This window comes from Herbaspirillum robiniae (genome assembly GCF_002213415.1).
GTDB classification, from domain to species: Bacteria; Pseudomonadota; Gammaproteobacteria; order Burkholderiales; family Burkholderiaceae_D; genus Herbaspirillum; species Herbaspirillum robiniae.
The window spans coordinates 171619-191249 of the sequence record NZ_NJGU01000010.1 but is presented as its reverse complement, the minus strand read 5'-3'; the positions used below and the strand labels follow the sequence as shown (position 1 = coordinate 191249).

At 66.9% G+C, this 19631-nt stretch carries 15 protein-coding genes; 10 read left to right on the top strand and 5 right to left on the bottom strand.

Going from position 1 to position 19631, the window contains the following annotated elements:
• Nucleotides 1–2: 2 nt before the first annotated feature.
• From CEJ42_RS18810 to CEJ42_RS18795, 4 genes are read right to left on the bottom strand one after another with little or no spacing between them, the layout of a single operon-like run.
• A complete protein-coding gene (locus CEJ42_RS18810) occupies nucleotides 3–632 on the bottom strand; it encodes an ABC transporter ATP-binding protein (RefSeq protein WP_088752124.1) in 630 nt (209 codons plus the stop codon).
• Nucleotides 629–1996 (bottom strand): hypothetical protein, encoded by a 1368-nt coding sequence (locus CEJ42_RS18805; protein ID WP_088752123.1) that lies wholly within the window; start codon nucleotides 1994–1996, stop codon nucleotides 629–631. The genes CEJ42_RS18810 and CEJ42_RS18805 overlap by 4 nt, the downstream gene beginning before the upstream one ends.
• Complete coding sequence (locus CEJ42_RS18800) at nucleotides 1989–3227, bottom strand: ATP-grasp domain-containing protein (protein WP_088752122.1); 1239 nt, start codon at nucleotides 3225–3227, stop codon at nucleotides 1989–1991. Before CEJ42_RS18800 ends, CEJ42_RS18805 begins: the two co-directional genes overlap by 8 nt.
• Before the next feature lie 39 nt (nucleotides 3228–3266).
• Nucleotides 3267–4775 (bottom strand): pyridoxal phosphate-dependent decarboxylase family protein, encoded by a 1509-nt coding sequence (locus CEJ42_RS18795; RefSeq protein WP_243397902.1) that lies wholly within the window; start codon nucleotides 4773–4775, stop codon nucleotides 3267–3269.
• A 185-nt stretch (nucleotides 4776–4960) separates the two neighbouring features.
• Here CEJ42_RS18795 and CEJ42_RS18790 point away from each other — a divergent pair, with 185 nt between their 5' ends.
• The 10 genes from CEJ42_RS18790 (at nucleotide 4961) to CEJ42_RS18745 (ending at nucleotide 17181) form a co-directional block, all read left to right on the top strand.
• Entirely contained in the window at nucleotides 4961–5545 is a 585-nt protein-coding gene (locus tag CEJ42_RS18790) for an undecaprenyl-diphosphatase (RefSeq protein ID WP_165774466.1), read from the top strand.
• Between the two features lie 34 nt (nucleotides 5546–5579).
• On the top strand, nucleotides 5580–6242 hold the full coding sequence (locus CEJ42_RS18785) for a response regulator (protein ID WP_079218425.1): 663 nt from the start codon (nucleotides 5580–5582) through the stop codon (nucleotides 6240–6242).
• Nucleotides 6218–7582 carry a sensor histidine kinase gene (locus CEJ42_RS18780; protein WP_088752120.1) on the top strand — a complete coding sequence of 455 codons (1365 nt, stop codon included), beginning with the start codon at nucleotides 6218–6220 and terminating at the stop codon, nucleotides 7580–7582. Before CEJ42_RS18785 ends, CEJ42_RS18780 begins: the two co-directional genes overlap by 25 nt.
• Nucleotides 7583–7870: 288 nt before the next feature.
• Entirely contained in the window at nucleotides 7871–9034 is a 1164-nt protein-coding gene (locus CEJ42_RS18775) for an efflux RND transporter periplasmic adaptor subunit (protein WP_088752119.1), read from the top strand.
• A gap of 7 nt (nucleotides 9035–9041) precedes the next feature.
• Nucleotides 9042–12203, top strand: coding sequence for an efflux RND transporter permease subunit (locus tag CEJ42_RS18770; protein WP_088752118.1), 3162 nt, complete (start codon nucleotides 9042–9044; stop codon nucleotides 12201–12203).
• 1 nt (nucleotide 12204) lies between these two features.
• On the top strand, nucleotides 12205–13659 hold the full coding sequence (locus tag CEJ42_RS18765; RefSeq protein WP_129587782.1) for an efflux transporter outer membrane subunit: 1455 nt from the start codon (nucleotides 12205–12207) through the stop codon (nucleotides 13657–13659).
• On the top strand, nucleotides 13656–14336 hold the full coding sequence (locus tag CEJ42_RS18760; RefSeq protein WP_088752116.1) for a winged helix-turn-helix domain-containing protein: 681 nt from the start codon (nucleotides 13656–13658) through the stop codon (nucleotides 14334–14336). Before CEJ42_RS18765 ends, CEJ42_RS18760 begins: the two co-directional genes overlap by 4 nt.
• Complete coding sequence (locus CEJ42_RS18755; protein ID WP_088752115.1) at nucleotides 14329–15705, top strand: sensor histidine kinase; 1377 nt, start codon at nucleotides 14329–14331, stop codon at nucleotides 15703–15705. Before CEJ42_RS18760 ends, CEJ42_RS18755 begins: the two co-directional genes overlap by 8 nt.
• 105 nt (nucleotides 15706–15810) lie before the next feature.
• The gene (locus tag CEJ42_RS18750) at nucleotides 15811–16251 is read left to right on the top strand and encodes a DUF4148 domain-containing protein (RefSeq protein ID WP_129587781.1); all 441 of its coding nucleotides are present in this window, start codon (nucleotides 15811–15813) and stop codon (nucleotides 16249–16251) included.
• Nucleotides 16252–16425: 174 nt separating this feature from the next.
• Nucleotides 16426–17181, top strand: coding sequence for a COG4705 family protein (locus CEJ42_RS18745; protein WP_088752113.1), 756 nt, complete (start codon nucleotides 16426–16428; stop codon nucleotides 17179–17181).
• Nucleotides 17182–17281: 100 nt separating this feature from the next.
• On the opposite strand, the gene CEJ42_RS18740 is transcribed toward CEJ42_RS18745, so the two are convergent.
• Nucleotides 17282–19390, bottom strand: a complete 2109-nt coding sequence (locus tag CEJ42_RS18740) for a TonB-dependent siderophore receptor (protein ID WP_088752112.1) — start codon at nucleotides 19388–19390, stop codon at nucleotides 17282–17284.
• Nucleotides 19391–19631: the final 241 nt, after the last annotated feature.

Here is a 19631-nt window from a genome sequence, read left to right as displayed (position 1 = left end):
GCTCATCTCTTCTCCAGGGCGATGGCGCCGTCGGCCAGGCGGGTTTCCTGCTCGCGGGAATGGGTGACCAGCAGCATGGCCAATCCGCCCTGCATCTTCTCCTGCAGCAGCGCCTCCATGCGGGCGACGTTGCCGGCGTCCAGGGCGCTGGAGGGCTCGTCCAGCAACAGGACGTCCGGCTTTTTCAGCAGCGAGCGCACCAGCAGCGCCCGCTGGCGTTCGCCGGTGGACAGTTGCGTGACGTCGGCGGCCAGGCGCTCCGCGCCCAGTCCCAGGCGCGACGCCAGCTGCACGGCCTCGTCGTGTTGCTCCGGCCGGAAATGCGCGATCACGCTGGGCAGCCACCAGCTCGACTCGGCCGCCTGGTAGAGCACCCTGGCGCGCCACTGCGGCGCCGTGAAGGCGCTGCGCGCGACGCCGTCGAGGAAGACCTCCCCGCGTCCTTCGTCGAGGTCGGCAAGCAGGCGCAGCAGCCGCGTCTTGCCGGCGCCCGAGGGGCCGGTCACGCAAAGGCATTGTCCCTTCGCCAGCAGGAAGCTGACCGGCCCGACCAGCCCGGAGGCGAGGTCGCAGGCCTGCAGCCGCGCGGCGGCCACGTCGGGCGCCGGCGATACGTGTTCTGGGTTGGTCATGGCAGTCGTGCGATCTCCTCGTTGAGCGCGTGCAGGGCGAAGGACACCTCGGATTGCAGCCAGCCTTCGCTGTCGCCGTCGGGCAGCCGGCATGCGTCGATCAGCATGTGCGCCGACAGGCTCAGGCGAAGATATTGTGTGCGCAGATAGTCTTTTCCGCCACAGGCGACCGGCTGGCCGAGGACATAACGGCTGCCGTTGCCCTGCTCCCGCTCGCGCATGCGGCGGTAGACGAGGTCCACCTCTTCGTGCGAGAGGCTGCGGCCGGTGCCGGGATGCGTGCAGCGGATCGCGAACAGGCTGCGGGGCTCGCGCCGGCCGTCCCGGATCACGTCGAGCAGGGAGACGGCGCCGATCTCGGCCGTCGCCTGCATCACGGCGTGCTGGAACCTGCCGGTGATCCGCTCCCGCATCTCGCCGGGGACCCGCTGAAACCGGCTCATCGTAAACAGCGCCGCCTCCCAGCGCGCCAGCAGCCCGAAGTTCGGGCGGCCGCCTTCGTCCACGTCCACACTGGCGGCCGGCCATGCCTGCTGCCACTGGTCGCCGGCCAGCAGCGCGCCGCAGAAGGCGGGTGCGCCATAGAACTTGGAGCCGGTCACGGCCACCATGAAGCCCGCCGCGAGATAGTCCGCCAGCTCCGCAGCGCCGCAGCGCAGCTGGGCGCAATCGACAAGGCCGGCCACGCTCCCGGGCGAGCGCCCGGTAAACATCCTGAGCAGGTCCAGGCTGGGAAAGATGCTCCCCGATTTTGACTCGGCGACCCGCACCACCAGCACCGGCAGGTCCTCCGCCAGCGCCTCGGCGATGGCGCGGTAGAAATCCTGGTCGACCGCCTTGACGCTGCGCGCGGAGCCGTCGAGGTTGCGCACCGGGACCTCCCGGATATCGGCCATGTTCTCGCCATTGCGGCGGCTGCCCTTGAGCAGGGCCAGGGACACCTGGCTTCCGGTCTCGGAGAACTCGCCCATGACGATGCGAAACGGCCGGCCGAACTTGCGGTATGCCAGCGCGCTGGCCAGCGCATGGGCGTGCGTGCCGGAGCGCTGCAGGCTCCATTGCAGGCGCGCTTCGTCGAGCTGCCAGATCTGCGCAAACGCCTTGCGGATGCGTCGTTCTTCACGTTGCCACAGGTCCGCCGCGCAGCCTTGCGCCAGGTCGGCATTGATGCGCGTGCGGAAACGCTCGACCGCGAACCATGCCTGCGGCGCGATGTGGGAAGCCGTCGACGACGAGAACTCGACCTGCCCGCTGCGCGGGCCGGGGCTCACCCCGTAACGGTTGACGCCGGTGTCGGGCGCCAGGGTGGTCCGCGCGTCGCCGCCCTGCACCAGCAGCCGGGAGATCGTATCGAGCTTATGCATGGGCGCTTCCGGCGGCCTTGCGAACCATGCGCTGGAAAGCGTCGAACACCTTGCGCATCGCCGCGTGCTTGTAGGGGAACATGTCCACCGGATCCATCGCGTGCACGATCATGCCGGTGTCCACCTCGAAGACAAGCAAGCTCCCATCGGCGGTCTCGGCGCAATCGATGCCGAAATAGTCCAGCGGAAAAGCCTGGTGCAGTTCGGCGAAGGCCTGCCTGTGCCGGCGCGCGAACCCGTTCTCGAAATCCAGCATGACGCGCGCCTCTTCGGCGCGCCGCTCCGGTCTTTCGGTCATGTCGGCGTTCAGGTAGTGGATCATCCAGTGCGAGGAGATAGCCATGTGGCAGAGGTAGGGGACGCCTTCGATCAGGACGATCCGGTACTTCCGGAACAGCCCGTCCCCGCTGCGATAGTCCACGAAGCTGGAGAGATAGAACTCGGGAACGCCCTCGTGCCGCGCGAGATAGGCCTGCAATGCCGCGCGGTCGTCCAGCCTCTCGAGGCCCTTGCCGGCATGCGAGTCCAGCGGTCTTGCGATGAGCGGCCAGGCGGCGTCGGCCAGGAAGTCGCGCTCCGGCTCGCCGCCGGCGAGCTGTTCGAGTTCACGCCGCGACAGGCGCGCGGTCAGGGGCAACTGGATCGCCTGCGCGTCATTGAGGATGACGGAAACGGTGTCGCGCGCCAGGCAGAGGGAATGCATGGGATGGTTCAGCAGCGGCGCCTTCCAGTGCCCGACGGCTGCGCAAAGGTCCGCCAGGAGGTCCCGGGTCGAGGCCGATTCGCCGACAGCGACGAACAGCACGTCGTGCGGCGGCAGCTGCTCCGGCAGCGGCTCCCCCGGCATGACGTAGAGCGCTTCCAGCGCGATGTCGCCCCTGGAGACCAGGAACTCCAGCGGCGTATTGGCCATGAAATTGCCCGGCGCCATGATCGCCAGCAGGCGCAGCGCCGGTTCGCCTGCGGCCGTCGGCAGCAGGAAATGGCGCTGCAGCCTCAGCGCTTCGCGCTGGAGGGTGGCCGCCATGCTCTCGTTGCCGCCGATCTGCAGCACGAACGACAAGTCCATGTAGCGCACCGCATCCTCGGGAAACTGCGCCAGGTGCGCGATGAGCCGGTTGCCCAGGGGATTGAGGTCGATGCCGAGAAAGGCCGCGTGCAGCAGCGTCTCCAGGCCGAGTTGGAAGGGCGAACCGGGAACGAACTCCAGCGCCGTCAGTAATTCCTGCATGTGCTATTCCTATCGGTTCCTATCGGTTCCTATCGGTTCCTATCGGTTCCTATCGGTTCCTGTCGTTTCCTGTCGGGCCAGTTCGGCCAGGAGGGCGCGCCCGTGGACGAGGGCGGCGTCGATGAGCCCCGCCAGCTGGGCGCGACCGGTGCGGTGATTGAACAGCGCCGCCCGCAATACGTATTTCCCGTCGATGCGCGTGGACGACGGGGCGGCGATCCCGGAGCCTTGTATGGCTTGCAACAGACGCGAATTGAGCTCGTCGCTGATCCCCTCCGGCGCGCGGAAACGGAAACAGACGATGTTCAGGTGCACCGGCGCCATCAACTCCAGCTCGGCCTGCCGCCTGACCAGTTCGCCCAGGTGGCGGGCGCGCTCGCAGCTGTCCGAAATGGCGGCCCCCAGGCGCCGGGCGCCATAGACCTTCAAGGTCATCCAGGTCTTCAATGCCCGGAATCCCCGCGACAGGTCCGGCCCGTAGTCGCATGGCCAGGGCGAGCCGGCCGACATGCCGCCCGGCTCGCGGGCCAGGTAGCTGTGCGCGCCGCCGTCGAAGGCGGCAAGGTGATGCTTGCCGTCCCGCACCAGGATGAACCCCGCGTCATAGGGCACATGCATCCACTTGTGGAAATCCAGGGCGATGGAGTCGGCCCGCTCGATGCCGCCCAGCATGGGCGCCAGATCCGCGGCGAGCATGCCCAGCGCGCCGAATGCGCCGTCGACGTGAAAATGCAGGCGGTGTCGGGCCGCGATGTCGGCCAGCGCGGCGAGATCGTCGATGGCCCCGGTATCCACCGAGCCGGCGGTGCCGACCAGAAGAAACGGCCGGCTCCCCTGCCGCAGGTCGCAGCGGATGGCCGACGCCAGCGCATCGGCATCGAGGGCGCCGCTGCCGTCGACGTCGATCAGGTTCAGGGCTGCGCTGCCCAGGCCGGCCAGGTCCATCGCCCGCGCGACGCAGGCATGCGCCGCACGCGAGGCATAGGCGACCAGTGCGCCGCCGCCCTGCCCTTGCATGCCGTCGGTGCGCACCGACGGTCCCAGCGCCCTGCTCCGCGCAACCAGCACGCCCAGGAAATTGGCCATCGATGAGCCGGTGACGAACACGCCGCTGGCGGTGTCGGGAAACGCGAACAGGTCGCGCACCCAGCGCACGACCTGGCGCTCGAGCTCCACCGGCATGTGGTCGCGCCCGCCCAGGTTGGCGTTGAGGCCGGCGGCCAGCATCTCGGCCAGCATCCCCACCGGGGTGCCGGCGCCATGGACCCAGCCCATGAAACCGGGATGCGCGTTGCCCACGGCGTAGGGAAGAATGCTGTCCCGGAACAGGCCATAGGCCTGCTCCAGCGAGCAGCCCTCCTGCGGCAGCGGCTCGGCGATCGCCGTGCGCACGGATGCCGGAATGGGCTGCCAGACAGGTCCTTCGCCGCCGGACATGCGTTCGAGAAAATCGAACATATCCTCCAGCATGGCATGCCCCTGCCGCCGCCACTCGCCCCAGTCCCGCGGATCCAGCGGGCTCTGCCAATCATTGCCGGGTGCATCCATGTATGTTCCTTGCGCTTGGTCCGACCGAATCGAAGCCGTCTTGTCGTTGTGCGGATCCTAGAGCGGCTGACTTAGCCTTGACTTAGGCGGGCGCGGCGCGACCGCCGCGGCCCTGCGGGTCATCCCTCAGGAAGGCCTAAGTCTGGCGACCTATGCTGGCGGTTGTCATCAATGGTAGTCACGGCATGGAACAACTCAATCAGCAACTGTTTCTCCTTCTCAACAGCGGCGCCGGCCACCCCGGCGGCTGGCGCAGCCACCTGGCGGTGTTTCTGGCCGAGTGGCTGGTGTGGGCGCTCCCCGCCCTGCTGCTGCACCTGTGGTTCAAGGGCGATTTCAAAGTCAAGAAGGCGGCCGTCGGCGCGGGCCTGAGCGCCGTGCTGGCCTTGAGCGCGGGCGGCATCATCGGCTGGTTGCATCCGCATCCGCGCCCCTTCGCGCTCGGGCTGGGCCACCTGCTGGTCTCGCATGCGCCCGACGCCTCGCTGCCCAGCGACCACCTGACGCTGTGGTGGGGCATCGCGCTGGGCCTTGCCTGTTCCCCGCACTGGAGAAAGATTGGTCTACTATTGACGCTGGCCGGCCTCGTCCCCGCCTGGGCCCGCATCTATGTCGGCGTGCATTTCCCGCTCGACATGGTGGCCGCCTTTCTGGTGTCCCTGGGCGCCTCGCAGGCGATCCGCCTGTACGGCCGCACAGGCGTGGCCAGGGCGACCCTGGCCGGCATGCATGTGCAGCGCCTGCTGCTGAAACGCCATGTACCCGGCTGACGCCCGGGATAACCGCCTCTGTGGAAGGTCCGATGTGAGAGTGCTTTTGGTAGAAGATGACCGGATGATTTCCGCCGCCACCGAGCAGGCGCTGCGCGACGCCGCCTATGCGGTCGACTGCGTCAGCGACGGCGGCTCGGCGCAGCTGTCGGTCAACACCCAGCAATACGACGTGATCCTGCTCGACCTGGGCTTGCCGCGGCTGGACGGCTTCCATGTGCTGCGCCATCTGCGCGATAACAAGATCAATACGCCGGTGCTCATCATCACCGCACGCGACGGCCTGGAAGACCGGATCCGCGGCCTCGACGCCGGCGCCGACGACTATGTGATCAAGCCCTTCGAGATGGACGAGCTGCTGGCCCGCATGCGCGCGGTGATCCGGCGCCATGGCGGCAGCAGCAGCCCGCTGCTGACCAACGGCGCCATCCAGCTCGACCTGGCCTCGCGCGAAATCAGCTTCGAAGGCGCCACCCAGCGGTTGTCGGCGCGGGAGTTCAGCCTGATGCAGTCGCTCATGCTGCGCCCCGGCGCCATCCTGTCGCGCCAGGACCTCGAAGACCGCATCTATGGCTGGAACGAGGAGGTCGAAAGCAATGCCGTCGAATACCTGATCCACTCCATCCGGAAGAAATTCGGCAACCAGATCATCAAGAACGTCAGGGGCTTGGGATGGATGGTCTCAAAAGAAAAATAAGCGCTTCGCTGCAGGCGCAGCTCTCTTTCTGGCTGTCGGTGGCGGTGATCGCCACCTCGGTGGGCGGCGGCTATTTCTCGTTTCGCGGCACCTTCCATGAAGCCAACGAGTTCCAAGACGACCAGCTGCGCCAGATCGCCGGCCTGATGCAGCAGCAGGAACCGCATACCGGCCTGCTCATCACCCAGAGCATCGAGGAAAGCGAAGATCCCGAGTCCCAGGTCATCGTGCAGGTCCTGGCGCCCGAGGCCAGGCAGATCCGGCTGCTGGACGAAGACGTGCAACTGCCGGCCTCGCTGCCGGAGATCGTCCAGACCGTTCCCGGCAACCGCTACACCTGGCGCGTCTTCATCCGCCACCTGCCCGACAATTCGCGGCTGGTGGTCAGCCAGCGCACCGACGTGCGCGACGAGATCGCCGGCAGCAGCGCCTGGCGCACGGTGTTCCCCTTCATCCTGCTGGTGCCGTTGCTGCTGTTGCTGGTCAACGTGCTGGTGCGCACCATGCTCAAGCCGGTGAAGGCGCTTTCGCACGAGCTCGACCAGCGGCGCGATTCGGACCTGAGCCCGCTGGACGACCGCCATGTCCCGATGGAGATCCGGCCGTTCACCGCGTCCATCAACGCGCTGCTGCTGCGCGTGAAGCGCTCGGTGGACACGCAGAAGCGCTTTGTCGCCGACGCCGCCCATGAACTGCGCTCCCCGCTGACGGCCCTGTCGCTGCAGGTCGACAACATCCGCAAGATCGCATTGCCGCCGCCGGCGACGGAGCGGATGATGGAACTGCGCGGCGGCCTGCAGCGCATGCGTTCGCTGCTGGAGCAGCTCCTGGTCATGGCGCGCAGCCAGGAGTCGGTGGCGCACCAGGTGACGACGATCTCGATGGAAGATGTCTTCAAGCAGGTGCTGGAAGACCTGATCCCCTCGGCCGAGGCCAAGAACCTGGATATCGAGGTCGATACCGAACGTTCGGCGATCTTCAGCGGGCAGCTGTTCGATGCGCTCATGCTGATCAAGAACCTGATCGACAACGCGATCCGCTACACGCCCGCCGGCGGTCAGCTGGTGCTGCGCGCCCGGCGCGCGCACGACGTGCTGACGGTCACCGTGGAAGACACCGGGCCCGGCATTCCCGACGAGGAGATGGAGAGGATCTTCGATCCCTTCTATCGCATCCTGGGCAGCGGCGAATCGGGCTCGGGCCTGGGCCTGGCCATCGCCAAGGCCATCGTCGAACGCAACGGCGCCAGTCTGGAGCTGCGCAATCGCGTCGACGCAAACGGCGCGCGCTGCGGACTGTGCGCCAGCGTGAAGTTTCCGCCCGGCCCGGTCCAGGCCTAGCAACGCCCGCGCCGGGGCGCAGGTCCCCGGCGCTCCCTCCTGCCTGCGCGGCCGCCGCCGGCATGCGCGACGCCATCGGTCCCCTCCTAAGTTCCCTCTAAGTCGCGCTCTTTAGAGTGCTGACATGCCGTGAAGCGCTTCGCCATCGCGGCCGCGCCGACATGAATATTCCTTCATGAATCGCCAAGGCCGGCTTAATCGCCGCTCGGGCAAAGTGCGCCCACCGTCAATCCGACACCCGAAAAATCGCGACCCGCTGATGCGGGGGCGCCTTTACCGAAAGCTCCTATGAGTTCAGCAACGCACTACCGACGCTGCGCCGCGCTGGCAGCGACCCTCACCCTGGCGGCCCTGGCCGGCTGCGGCCAAAGCAAGCAGGCGCAACCGAGCGCCCCGGCCCAACCTGTCTCCGTCGTGACGCTGCGGCACACCGCGGTGCCGGTCAATATCGATCTCCCCGGCCGTACCTCCGCCTACCTGGTGGCGCAGGTGCGCGCCCGCGTGGACGGGGTCGTCCTGCAGCGCCGCTTCGAGGAAGGCGCGGATGTGCGCGCCGGCCAGCCGCTCTACCAGATCGACCCGGCGCCGTACAAGGTGGCGCTGCAGAGCGCGCAGGCGGCGCTGCAGAAGGCGGAGTCGAACCTGACGGCGATGAATCTCCAGGCGGAGCGCTACAAGGTGCTCGTCAACGGCAAGGCGATCAGCAAACAGACCTACGACAACGCCGTGGCGGCGCAAGGCCAGGCCGAAGCGGACGTGGCCTCGGCCCGGGCCGCCGTGGCCAACGCGCGCATCAACCTCGGCTACACGTCGGTCACTTCGCCCATTGCGGGCCGCAGCAGCGGCTCGCTGGTCACGCAAGGCGCCTATGTCCAGGGCAGCGCGGCGACCCTGCTGACGACCGTGCAGCAGATCGACCCGATCTACGTCGACCTCAATGAATCGAGCGCCGCCGGCCTGCAGCTGCGGCGCGACATCGCCGCCGGCAAGATCCGTCCGGACGACGCCAGCGCGGTGAAGATCGCGCTCACGCTGGAAGACGGCAGCAGCTATGCGCTGCCCGGCAAGCTGCAGTACAACGGCATCACCGTCGACCAGGCCACCGGCTCGGTGACGGTGCGCGCGGTCTTCCCCAATCCCAAGGGCGTGCTCCTGCCGGGCATGTTCGTGCATGCCCGCGTCCAGCAGGGCGTCAACGACAACGCCTTCCTCGTCCCGGTAGCGGCGATCAGCCACAACGCCCAGGGGCAGGCGACGGTCATGACCGTCGACGGCGCCGGCAAGACCGCCGTCAACATCATCCAGACCGGCGCCACCGAAGGCGGCAACTGGGTGGTGACGGGCGGGCTGAAGGACGGCGACCGCGTCGTCGTCAGCGGCTGGCAGAAGGTGCAGCCGGGCGCGCAGGTGGCGGCGACCGAAATGCCGGCCGGCGCGCCGGCGGCGAAGTGAGGATGTCATGGCCAAGTTCTTCATCGACCGTCCCATTTTCGCCATCGTCCTGTCCATCCTCATCATGCTGGCCGGCGGCATGGCGATCACGTCGCTGCCCATCGAGCAGTTCCCGCCGATCGCCCCGCCCAGCGTGCAGATCAGCACCAGCTATCCGGGCGCATCGGCGACCACCGTGCAAAACACCGTGGTCCAGGTGATCGAACAGCAGATGACCGGCATCGACAACCTGCTCTACATGTCCTCCTCCAGCGACGACACCGGGCAGTCGACCACCACCCTGACCTTCGCCGCGGGCACCAACCCCGACGTCGCGCAGGTCCAGGTGCAGAACAAGCTGCAGCTGGCCACGCCGCTGCTGCCCACGCAGGTCCAGCAATCCGGCGTGAAGGTCACCAAATCGACCAACTCCTTCCTCATGGTCATCGGCTTCGTCTCCACCGACGGCAGCATGAACAAGTTCGACATCGCCAACTACGTGGTGTCCAACGTGCAGGATTCGATCAGCCGCATCAACGGCGTGGGCAACATGGACGTGTTCGGCTCCCAGTATGCGATGCGCATCTGGCTGGATCCGGCAAAGCTCAACAGCTATGCGCTGGTGCCGGCCGACGTCACCGCCGCCTTGCAGGCGCAGAACGTGCAGATCTCCGGCGGCCAGCTGGGCGGCACGCCGTCGGTGCAGGGCCAGCAGCTCAACGCCACCATCACCGAATCGACGCTGCTGCGCACCCGGGAGGACTTCGGCCGCATCCTGCTGAAGGTGATGCCCAACGGCGCGCAGGTTCGCCTGTCCGACGTGGCGCGCATCGCGCTGGGGGCGGAGAACTTCAACATCGACAACAAGTACAACGGCCAGCCGGCGTCCGGCATGGGCATCCAGCTGGCGCCGGGCGGCAATGCGCTGGTCACCGCCAAGGCGGTGAAGGCGCGCATGGCGCAGCTCGAGCCGTATTTCCCGCACGGCCTGAAGGTGGTCTATCCGAACGACGTCACGCCCTTCATCCAGGTCTCCATCCAGGAGGTGGTCAAGACCCTGCTGGAAGGCATCGTGCTGGTGTTCCTGGTGATGTACCTGTTCCTGCAGAACATCCGCGCCACCCTGATTCCTTCCATCACCGTGCCGGTGGTCCTGCTGGGCACGTACGGCGTGATGGCGGCGCTTGGGTTCACCATCAACACGCTGTCGATGTTCGGCCTGGTGCTGGCCATCGGCCTGTTGGTCGACGACGCCATCGTGGTGGTCGAGAACGTGGAACGCGTCATGCACGAGGACCATCTGTCGCCGCTCGAGGCCACGCGCAAAGCGATGGGCCAGATCAGCAGCGCGCTCATCGGCGTGGCCCTGGTGCTGTGCGCGGTGTTTGTCCCGGTGGCGTTCTCCAGCGGCACCGTGGGCGGCATCTACCGGCAGTTCTCGCTGACCATCGTGGCGTCGATGCTACTGTCCGTGTTCGTGGCGCTGACCCTGACCCCGGCGCTGTGCGCCACGCTCCTGCGCAGGCCCGACCAGGACCACGCGCAGAAGAAAGGCTTCTTCGGCTGGTTCAACCGCACCTTCGACCTGGGGCGTGACCGCTACGTCTCCGGGGTGCGCAGCATCGTCGCGCGCTCCGGGCGCTGGCTGATCATCTATGCGGCGCTGATCGCCGTGGTGGTGGTCATGTTCGGCCGCATTCCCACCTCCTTCCTGCCCAACGAGGACCAGGGCTATCTCTTCGTGCAGGTCAAGACGGCGCCCGGCACCACGCAGGAGCGCACCGGCGCCATCATGGATGAAGTCGCCGCCTACCTGCTCAAGGATGAAGCGGCGATGGTCGACGCCACGCTGACCGTCAACGGCAACGCCAACGGCATCCGCGGCCAGAACATCGGCCAGATCTTCGTCCACCTCAAGGACTGGTCCGAGCGCGGCAGCCCGCAGCTCACCGCGCAGGCGCTCTCGTCGCGCATCGCCAAGCGTTACGCCGACTACAAGGCGGCCGACATCTTCGCGCGCAGCCCGCCGCCGATCCGCGGCCTGGGCAGCGCCGCCGGCTTCGACTTCGAGCTGGAGGACCGCGGCGGACTCGGGCATGCGGCGCTGGCCCAGGCGCGCGACCAGCTGCTGCAGATGGCGCAGGACGATCCGGCGCTGTCGCAGGTGCGCTTCGTGGGACAGACCGACAATCCGACCTTCAAGATCAACATCGACCGCGAGAAAGCCGCCGCGCTCGGCGTGGCGGCCGCCGACGTCGACCAGACCTTCTCGACCATGTGGGGATCGAAGTACGTGAACAACTTCCTCGATACCGACAACCGCATCAAGAAGGTCTACGTGCAGGCCGATGCGCAGTTCCGCATGAACCCGGACGACATCATGAAGCTCTACGTGCGCAACAGCAGCGGCGCCATGGTGCCCTTCTCCGCGTTCGGCAGCTATCAATGGACCTACGGCCCGCCGACGCTGCAGCGCTACAACGGCGTGGAAGCGATGGAAATCCAGGGCCAGTCCGCGCCCGGCCAGAGCACCGGCCAGGCGATGGCGGCCATGGAGAAACTGGCGGCCACGCTGCCGGCCGGCATCGGCTACGAGTGGACGGGCACCTCGCTGCAGCAGCAGCAATCCAGCTCGCAGGCGCCGCTGCTGTACGGTCTCTCGATTCTGGTGGTGTTCCTGAGCCTGGCGGCGCTCTATGAAAGCTGGATCGTCCCGGTGTCGGTCATCATGGTGGTGCCCATCGGCGTGCTCGGCGCGCTGGCGGCAACGTCGCTCACCGGCCTCTCCAACGACATCTACTTCCAGGTGGGGCTGCTCACCGTCATCGGGCTGTCGGCCAAGAACGCCATCCTGATCGTGGAGTTCGCGCGCGAACTGCAGCACCAGGGCCGCACCGCCCTGCAGGCCGCGATCGAGGCGGCCCAGATGCGCCTGCGGCCGATCATCATGACCTCGATGGCGTTCATGCTGGGCGTGCTGCCGCTGGTGGTCGCGCACGGCGCCGGCTCGGCCAGCCAGAAGGCGATCGGCACCGGCGTCATCGGCGGCACGCTGACCTCCACCTTCCTGGCGACCTTCCTGATCCCGATGTTCTTCATCGTGGTGGTGGACAAGCTGGGCCGCCGCAAGAACCAGCATGCGCCTGACGACCATGCGAACGATATCCCACAGCAGCCGGAGGGCCACTGACATGAAAACCATCACTTCAGCAATCTGCCTGGCGCTGGCCACGCTGGCGGCCGGCTGCTCGCTGCAGCCGGTGTACCAGCGACCGGCGGCGCCGGTCGCCGCCGGCTATCCGGCCGGCCCGGCCTACGCGGCGCCCGGCCCGGCGGCATCCGCGGCCACGCCTCCGGCCGCGGTCGACATCGACTGGCGCGATTTCCTGCGGGACGCGCGGCTGCAGCGCCTGGTGGAAATCGCCCTGGCCAACAACAGGGACCTGCGCGTGGCCGCCCTCAACGTCGAGAAGGTGCAGGCGCAATATCGCGTGCAGCGCGCCTCCCTCGTGCCGCAACTGGATGCGGGCGCCGACCTCGCGGCTTCGCGCAAGCCGGCCAGCGTGTCCAGCAGCGGCAAGACCACCTATGCCCACGACTATTCGGCCAATCTCGGCGTGTCGTGGGAGCTGGACTTCTTCGGCAGGATCCGCAGCCTGTCCGACGCCGCCCTGCAGCAGTACTTCGCCAGCGGCTACGCCCGCCAGGCGGCCCGGATCGCCCTGATCTCGCAGGTGGCGGACCAATACCTGACGCTGCTGGCCGACGACGAACAACTGCAGGTCACCAAGGACACTTTGGATGCGGCGCGCCAGACCTACGGGATCATGAAGCTGCAGTTCGACACCGGCACGCTGTCGGAGCTGGACCTGCGCCTGTCGCAGACGACGCTGGAACAGGCGCAGATCAGTTACTCCGCCCAGCTGCGCACCCGGGCGCAGGCCGAGAATGCGCTGGTGCTGCTGATCGGCCAGAACCTGCCCGCCGACCTGCCGCCAGCCGCCACGCTGGAACAGCAGAGCCTGCTGTCGGACATCCCCGCCGGCCTGCCCTCGGACCTGCTGCGCCAGCGGCCGGACATCCTGCAGGCGGAATCCGCGCTGCGCGCCGAGAACGCCAACATCGGCGCGGCGCGGGCGGCGTTCTTCCCGACCATCTCCCTGACCGGCAGCGCCGGTTCCATGAGCTCGACCCTGGGCGGCCTGTTTGCCACGGGTTCCGGCGCGTGGTCCTTCGCGCCTTCGGTCAGCCTGCCCATCTTCTCGGGCGGCGCCAACCAAGCGAACCTGGATGCGGCCAGGGTGCAGAAGAGCATCGCGGTAGCCCAATACGAGAAGGCGATCCAGGCGGCGTTCAAGGAAGTGGCGGACGGCCTGGCCGCGCGCGGCACCTATGACGACCAGCTCGCGGCCCAGCAGCGCTTCGCAAGCGCCCAGCAGCGCCGCCTGGAGTTGGCGCAGCTGATGTATGACAACGGCGCCGACAGCTACCTGAACGTGCTGACGGCGCATACCGATCTCTACAACGCGCGCCAGTCGCTGATCACCGCCAGGCTGGGCCGGCTGACCAACCTGGTCGACCTTTACCGCGCGCTGGGCGGCGGCTGGCATGCGCAGCAGATGCAATACGCGCAGGAGCAGCCATGAAACTGCTGATCGTGGAAGACAACGCCCGGGTGGCCAGCTTCCTGGCCAAGGGGCTGGCCGAATCCGGCCATACCACCGACCGCGCCGACAACGGCCGCGACGGCATGTTCCTCGCCGCCAGCGAGCCGTACGACGCCATCATCATGGACCGCATGCTGCCCGGCGGGATCGACGGCCTGGGCATCATCGAGGCGCTGAGAAGGACCGGCAACAAGGTGCCGATCCTGATCTTGAGCGCCATGTCGGGGGTGGACGACCGCATCAAGGGCCTGCAGAGCGGCGGCGACGATTACCTGGTGAAGCCGTTTTCATTCGGCGAACTGCTGGCGCGGCTGGATGCGCTGGTGCGGCGTTCCCGGGAAAGCACGGCCGAGACCGTGCTGGTCGTGGCCGACCTGCATATGGACCTGCTGGCCCACAAGGTGTCGCGGGGCGGGAAGGCGATCACCATGCAGCCCCGCGAGTTCCGCCTGCTGGAGTACCTGATGCGCCACGCGAACCAGGTGGTCACGCGCACGATGCTGCTGCAGAACGTCTGGAATTACGACTTCGATCCGCAGACCAACGTGGTCGACGTCCACATCAGCAAACTGCGGCAGAAGATCGACGCCGACGCGGGCGCGCCGCTGCTGCGCACCATCCGCAACTCCGGCTACATGCTGAGCACCGATGGCTGATCTTTTCCGCTTCTCGGCGCGCACGGTGAGCGCGTGCTATGTGCTGTTCAGCCTGCTGGTGCTGGTCTCGTTTGCCACGCCGCTGGGCTATGCCTGGCGCGAATATGTCGAAGAGGACAGGCTGCGCATCCTGCACGCCGATTCCTCGCGGCTTGAAAGCGTGTTCAACGAGCGGGGCATCGCGGGCCTGCAGCAGGCCATCGCAACCCAGGTCGGGCCGCGGGTCAACGGCGCCGAAGACATCATCTACCTCGAGGACGCCTCGCACCGGCGACTCGCCGGCAATCTTTCATCCTGGCCGCCGGACGTGCGGCCGGGCTCCGGCGAAGGGCGCTATTCGATCGACGTCGACGGCAAGGCCACCCGCATCCTGGCCCGGCACCTCGTGCTCGACCGGCGCTACCAGCTTCTGGTGGCGCAGGACATCGACAAGTACCGGCTGCTGGAAAACCTCTTCCTCTATGGCCTCGGCAGCGCGGCCGCCGTCATCATCCTGCTGGGCGCCGCCGGCGGCCTGGTGGTCAGGCGCAGCCTGCTGGCCAAGGTCAAGGACATCAACAGCGCCGCCTCGGCGATCATGCAGGGCGATTTCTCGCACCGCCTTCCCTATCGCGGCGGCGAGGACGAGCTGGCCATCCTGGTGGCCACCGAGAACCGCATGCTGGCCCAGATCGAGCAGCTCATGGAGGGCGTGCGCAACGTGTCCAACGCCATCGCCCACGACCTGCGCACGCCGCTGGCCGAACTGCGCTCGCGGCTGGAAGAGCTGTCGCTGACGCGCCCGGACAGGGAGCGCACGTACGCCGAGATCGAGGGCGCGATCGGCGACGTGGACCGCGTCATCGCCATCTTCAACGCGCTGCTGCGGCTGGCCGAGATCGATACCGGGGCGCGTCGCTCGGGCTTCGTGCCCACCGATGTCGCCACCATCGTCGACGATGTCGCCGAGTTCTACCTGCCGCTGGCGGAGTCGCGGCAGCGCGCGCTGTCGGCCGGCGGGCAGCGGCCGCTCTTCCTCAGGGGCGATCCGCTGCTGCTGACGCAGGCCATCGGCAACCTGGTCGACAACGCGCTGAAGTATTCGCCCGAGGGCGGCCAGGTCGAGGTGACCTGCGGCCGCCGGACCGACGGGACCATCTGCGTCGAGGTCGTCGACAACGGGCCGGGCATTCCGGCGCACGAGCTGCCCAAGGTGCAGGAGCGCTTCTATCGCTGCGACGCCAGCCGCGGCACGCCCGGCATGGGACTGGGGCTCAGCGTCGTCGCCTCGGTGGCCAGGCTGCACGGCGGCCGGCTGGTGCTGCACAACCTCAATCCCGGCCTGAAGGCGGAGCTGCTGCTGCCCATCGCCATCGTTAAAGAAGTTTAACGACCGGGAAACAGGCCGTTAACCGTCCGCGGCGCATAGTGGACTCCAACAGCCGACACGGCTGAACAACCTCCCGCAAGGGTATTTTTGTTCAAGGAGAACACCATGAAGACCATCGTTACCAAGATCATCGCCACCACCGTCCTGGCCGCCGCATCGCTCAGCGCCTTCGCCCAGACCGCTTCGCCGTCGGAAGCGGCGCGCGACGCCGCCAACATGCATTCGCTGAACCAGTATCCCGTCGTGCCTTTCCACAGCACCAAGAGCCGCGCCGATGTCAGGGCCGAGCTGATCGCCGCCGAACGCGCCGGCACGATCGCCAACGGCAACAACTACCCGATCCTGCAACAGGCCGAGTCGCACAAGACGCGCGCGCAGGTCCGCCAGGAGCTGGTGGACGCCGAGCGTGAAGGCACCATCGCCAACGGCGACAACTACCCCATCATCAAGCAGGCGGCCTCGCACAAGACCCGCGCCGAGGTGAAGGCCGAGCTTGTCGCGGCCAGGAACAACGCCGGCGCCGATTCGCTCTACAACGGTTACTGATCACGTCTCTCCGTGATACCCCCTTGGCCCGTGCCTGCACGGGCTTTTTTTCGTCCCGGCTTTGATCGCTCCCGATGCCGCGCCGGCGACACGCCCTAAGAATCAGCTAAGTCGGCGTTTGTACTGTCTGGGGGGCGTTCCTGCAAACCCGCAAACCATTCCTATGGACACACCATGACAGACAACCAACAACAGCTTGCCAAAGTGCCGGAGGTGACCCTGCTTTTCTGGGTGATCAAGATCGCGGCCACCACGCTTGGCGAAACCGGCGGAGATGCGGTTTCGATGTCGATGAACCTGGGCTACCTAATCGGGACGGCGATATTCGCCGTCGTTTTCCTCGTGGCCGTGGTCGCGCAGGTCAGGGCCGGGAAATTCCACCCGCTGCTCTACTGGACCACCATCGTGGCCACCACCACGGTCGGCACCACGCTGGCGGATTTCGCCGACCGCTCGCTGGGCATCGGCTACGCCGGCGGTTCTACCCTGCTGCTGTTGCTGCTTCTGGGCTCGCTCTATAGCTGGCACCGCAGCCTGGGCTCGGTGTCGGTCAGCAGCATCAACACGCCGCGGGCGGAGATGTTCTACTGGATCACCATCATGTTTTCCCAGACCCTGGGCACTGCGCTGGGGGACTGGATGGCCGACACCGCCGGCCTGGGCTATACCGGCGCGGCGCTGATCTTCGGCGCCCTGCTGATGGTGGTGGTGATCGCCCATTACGCCAGCGAGATATCGCCGACGATCCTCTTCTGGACGGCCTTCATCCTGACCCGGCCGCTGGGCGCGGTGGTGGGCGACTTCCTGGACAAGCCGCATGCGCAAGGAGGCCTGGAGCTGAGCCGCTACGCGGCATCGGCGGCGCTGCTGGCGTTCATGCTGGTATGCATCCTGGCGTTTCGCCAGCGCGCCGCGCAGTCCGCGCATTGAAGTGCATTGGGGTACATCGAGGCGCAAATGAAAAACGCCCCGGCAAGCTGCGCCGGGGCGTTTTTGCATGTCCGTCGGCTCGCGGCCGCGGGCGACGCGATCACATGTCGATCTTCACGCGCGCCACCACGGTGCGCTCGGTTCCCGGAATGACGTACAGGTTGCCCCAGGAGCCGGTGTAGTAGTTCCGGTTGAACAGGTTGTGCACATCCACGGAGACCCGGACGTTCTTGCTGGCCTGCCAGTAGCTGAGCAGCTTGACCGTGGCGTAGGCCGGCAGCGAGTAGGTGTCCGCGGTGTTGCCGGAGCGGTTGCCGACGTAGTTGATGCCGCCGCCGACGCCGTAGCGGCTGCCGTTGGCCAGCGCATCCTCGCGAATGGCCAGCAGTCCCGCGCTGTAGGCGGGGATGTTGGCCAGGCGGGTGCCCGGCGCCAGGGTCTTGTCCCTGGACACGCGCGCGTTGTCCCAGGAGAAGTTGCCGGAGACGCGCCAGTTCGTGGTCAGCTGGCCGTACACGTCGGCCTCGAAGCCGGTGCTCTTGACCTCGCCGGCGGCCACCGAGTATCCGGGCACGTCGCTGGAGGTCAGCACGTTGGTCTTGGTGATGTCGTAGAGCGCGAAGTTGGCGCCCAACCTCTCGTCCTTCGATTGCAGCTTCACGCCGGCTTCATAGGCGGTGGAATGCTGGGGATCGAAGGCGCGGCCGTTGATGTCCACGCCGCTGTTGCCGCGGAACGACTTGCCGGCCGTCAGGTAGTAGGAGCTCCAGTCGTTCGGCAGGTAGGTCAGGCCGGCGCGGGGCGACACCGCGCTCTGCTGCTGGGACGTGTTGGTCACCGTGGGGACGCGGTTCTGCACGCTCTGGTTGTACTGGTCCCAGCGCAGGCCGGCCAGCGCTTTCCACTGCGGCGACAGGCTGATCTGGTCCTGCACGAACAGCGCCTTGACCCGCTGGTTCTCGTCCGAGCTGGAGGTGCGGTTGGTGACCGGCGGGACGGCCGCGCCGTACACCGGGTTGTAGATGTCGATCGGCAGGTTGGCGGTGGAGCGCAGGATCTCCGTGTTCATCCACAGCTGCGACGCCTCGGCGCCGAACAGCATGTCGTGGCCGATGCTTCCGGTCTTGAATTTCCCTTCCAGCTCGGCCTGGAAGGACGCGTCGCGCGAAGGCAGCTGGCGCCAGGTGCGGCGACGGTTCAGCGTGCGGTTGTCGGCGGCCAGGGAGTCGGCTTCGGTGTAATAGCCGTCGAAACTGCTTTCCTTGTAGCTGGCGCCGAGCTTGGCGCGCCAGTTGTCCGAGAGCGTGCGTTCCAGGGTCAGCTGGTGGGTGTTGCTGTTCAAGCTCATGTTGCCGTCGGACGGCTCATTGAGCACGCGATCGCGCGGCAAGGCGCCCAGTGCGCCGCGCACGTTGATGACGCCGCGGTCCAGCGGCGTGCTCGAGCGCAGGAATTCGGCCTCGTAGTTGAGGATGGTGTCGTGGTCGAGCACCCAGGTGAGGGCCGGCGCCACCAGCGAACGCCTGTTGCCGAGCATGCTGTTGCGGGTGTCGCCCTCTTCCGACATCAGGTTGAGGCGATAGGCGAAATGCTCGCTCAGCGGTCCGGTGGTGTCGAGGGTGGCGCGCTTGAGTCCGCCGCTGCCGGCGCTCAGCTCGGCCGAGGTCTTCTGGGCGAACTGCGGTTTCTTGGTGACGATGTTGATGGTGCCGCCCGGCTCGCTGCTGCCGTAGATGGCCGAGGCCGGGCCTTTCAGGAACTCGATGCGCTCCACCGTCGCCGTATCCCGGCGCGGATTGTAGCCGCGCGATCCGGGAAAGCCGTTGATCAGGAAACCCATGTCGGTGCTGCTGAAACCCCGGATGCCGAAGTTGTCCCAGGTGCCGCCGAAGTCGTTGAGCTTGGTGATGCCGCTGACGTATTCGACCGTGTCGGCCAGTCGCACCGCGCCCACGTCTTCGATCTGCTGCGCCGTCATCACGCGCACCGACTGCGGCACTTCCATCAGCGGGGTATCGGTGCGGGTGGCGCCGCTGCTCGATGTCGCCTTATAGGATTTGGCGTCGGTGCTGGAGGTGACGCTGATCTCCGGCAAGGCCGCCGGTTCGGCGTCCGCAGGAACGCCCTGTGCCGATGCCATCGAGTTCACGGAGACCAGGCCGACCGCCAGCAGATGGTGGCGGATAGCGCGATGCTGTCGAGGAAGCATATTTTTTCATGAGAAATTTGAAGAGGCTGAAATATAAATGAGAATTGTTAATTTTTGAGAATAAATATCAACAAATTGTGTTTGTTGTTGCAAAAAAACATTGGGCTAAGTCCTGGCTAAGTTTTCTCGTTCAAGGAAAGACCGGATGAAGCCGGCTCGCCCGGGCCGTGATGGCCTTTGGTGATGTGGCGGGCGCCTGCGTTCGTGCGCGTCGGCGTGGAGGAAATGCCTCCGGATGGCG

Bases quoted from the DNA above. Each gene is read 5' to 3' on its own strand.
- CEJ42_RS18810 (WP_088752124.1), bottom strand. From the start codon at position 632: ATGACCAACCCAGAACACGTATCGCCGGCGCCCGACGTGGCCGCCGCG.
- CEJ42_RS18805 (WP_088752123.1), bottom strand. From the start codon at position 1,996: ATGCATAAGCTCGATACGATCTCCCGGCTGCTGGTGCAGGGCGGCGAC.
- CEJ42_RS18800 (WP_088752122.1), bottom strand. From the start codon at position 3,227: ATGCAGGAATTACTGACGGCGCTGGAGTTCGTTCCCGGTTCGCCCTTC.
- CEJ42_RS18795 (WP_243397902.1), bottom strand. From the start codon at position 4,775: ATGGATGCACCCGGCAATGATTGGCAGAGCCCGCTGGATCCGCGGGAC.
- CEJ42_RS18790 (WP_165774466.1), top strand. From the start codon at position 4,961: ATGGAACAACTCAATCAGCAACTGTTTCTCCTTCTCAACAGCGGCGCC.
- CEJ42_RS18780 (WP_088752120.1), top strand. From the start codon at position 6,218: ATGGATGGTCTCAAAAGAAAAATAAGCGCTTCGCTGCAGGCGCAGCTC.
- CEJ42_RS18775 (WP_088752119.1), top strand. From the start codon at position 7,871: ATGAGTTCAGCAACGCACTACCGACGCTGCGCCGCGCTGGCAGCGACC.
- CEJ42_RS18770 (WP_088752118.1), top strand. From the start codon at position 9,042: ATGGCCAAGTTCTTCATCGACCGTCCCATTTTCGCCATCGTCCTGTCC.
- CEJ42_RS18765 (WP_129587782.1), top strand. From the start codon at position 12,205: ATGAAAACCATCACTTCAGCAATCTGCCTGGCGCTGGCCACGCTGGCG.
- CEJ42_RS18760 (WP_088752116.1), top strand. From the start codon at position 13,656: ATGAAACTGCTGATCGTGGAAGACAACGCCCGGGTGGCCAGCTTCCTG.
- CEJ42_RS18755 (WP_088752115.1), top strand. From the start codon at position 14,329: ATGGCTGATCTTTTCCGCTTCTCGGCGCGCACGGTGAGCGCGTGCTAT.
- CEJ42_RS18750 (WP_129587781.1), top strand. From the start codon at position 15,811: ATGAAGACCATCGTTACCAAGATCATCGCCACCACCGTCCTGGCCGCC.
- CEJ42_RS18745 (WP_088752113.1), top strand. From the start codon at position 16,426: ATGACAGACAACCAACAACAGCTTGCCAAAGTGCCGGAGGTGACCCTG.
- CEJ42_RS18740 (WP_088752112.1), bottom strand. From the start codon at position 19,390: ATGCTTCCTCGACAGCATCGCGCTATCCGCCACCATCTGCTGGCGGTC.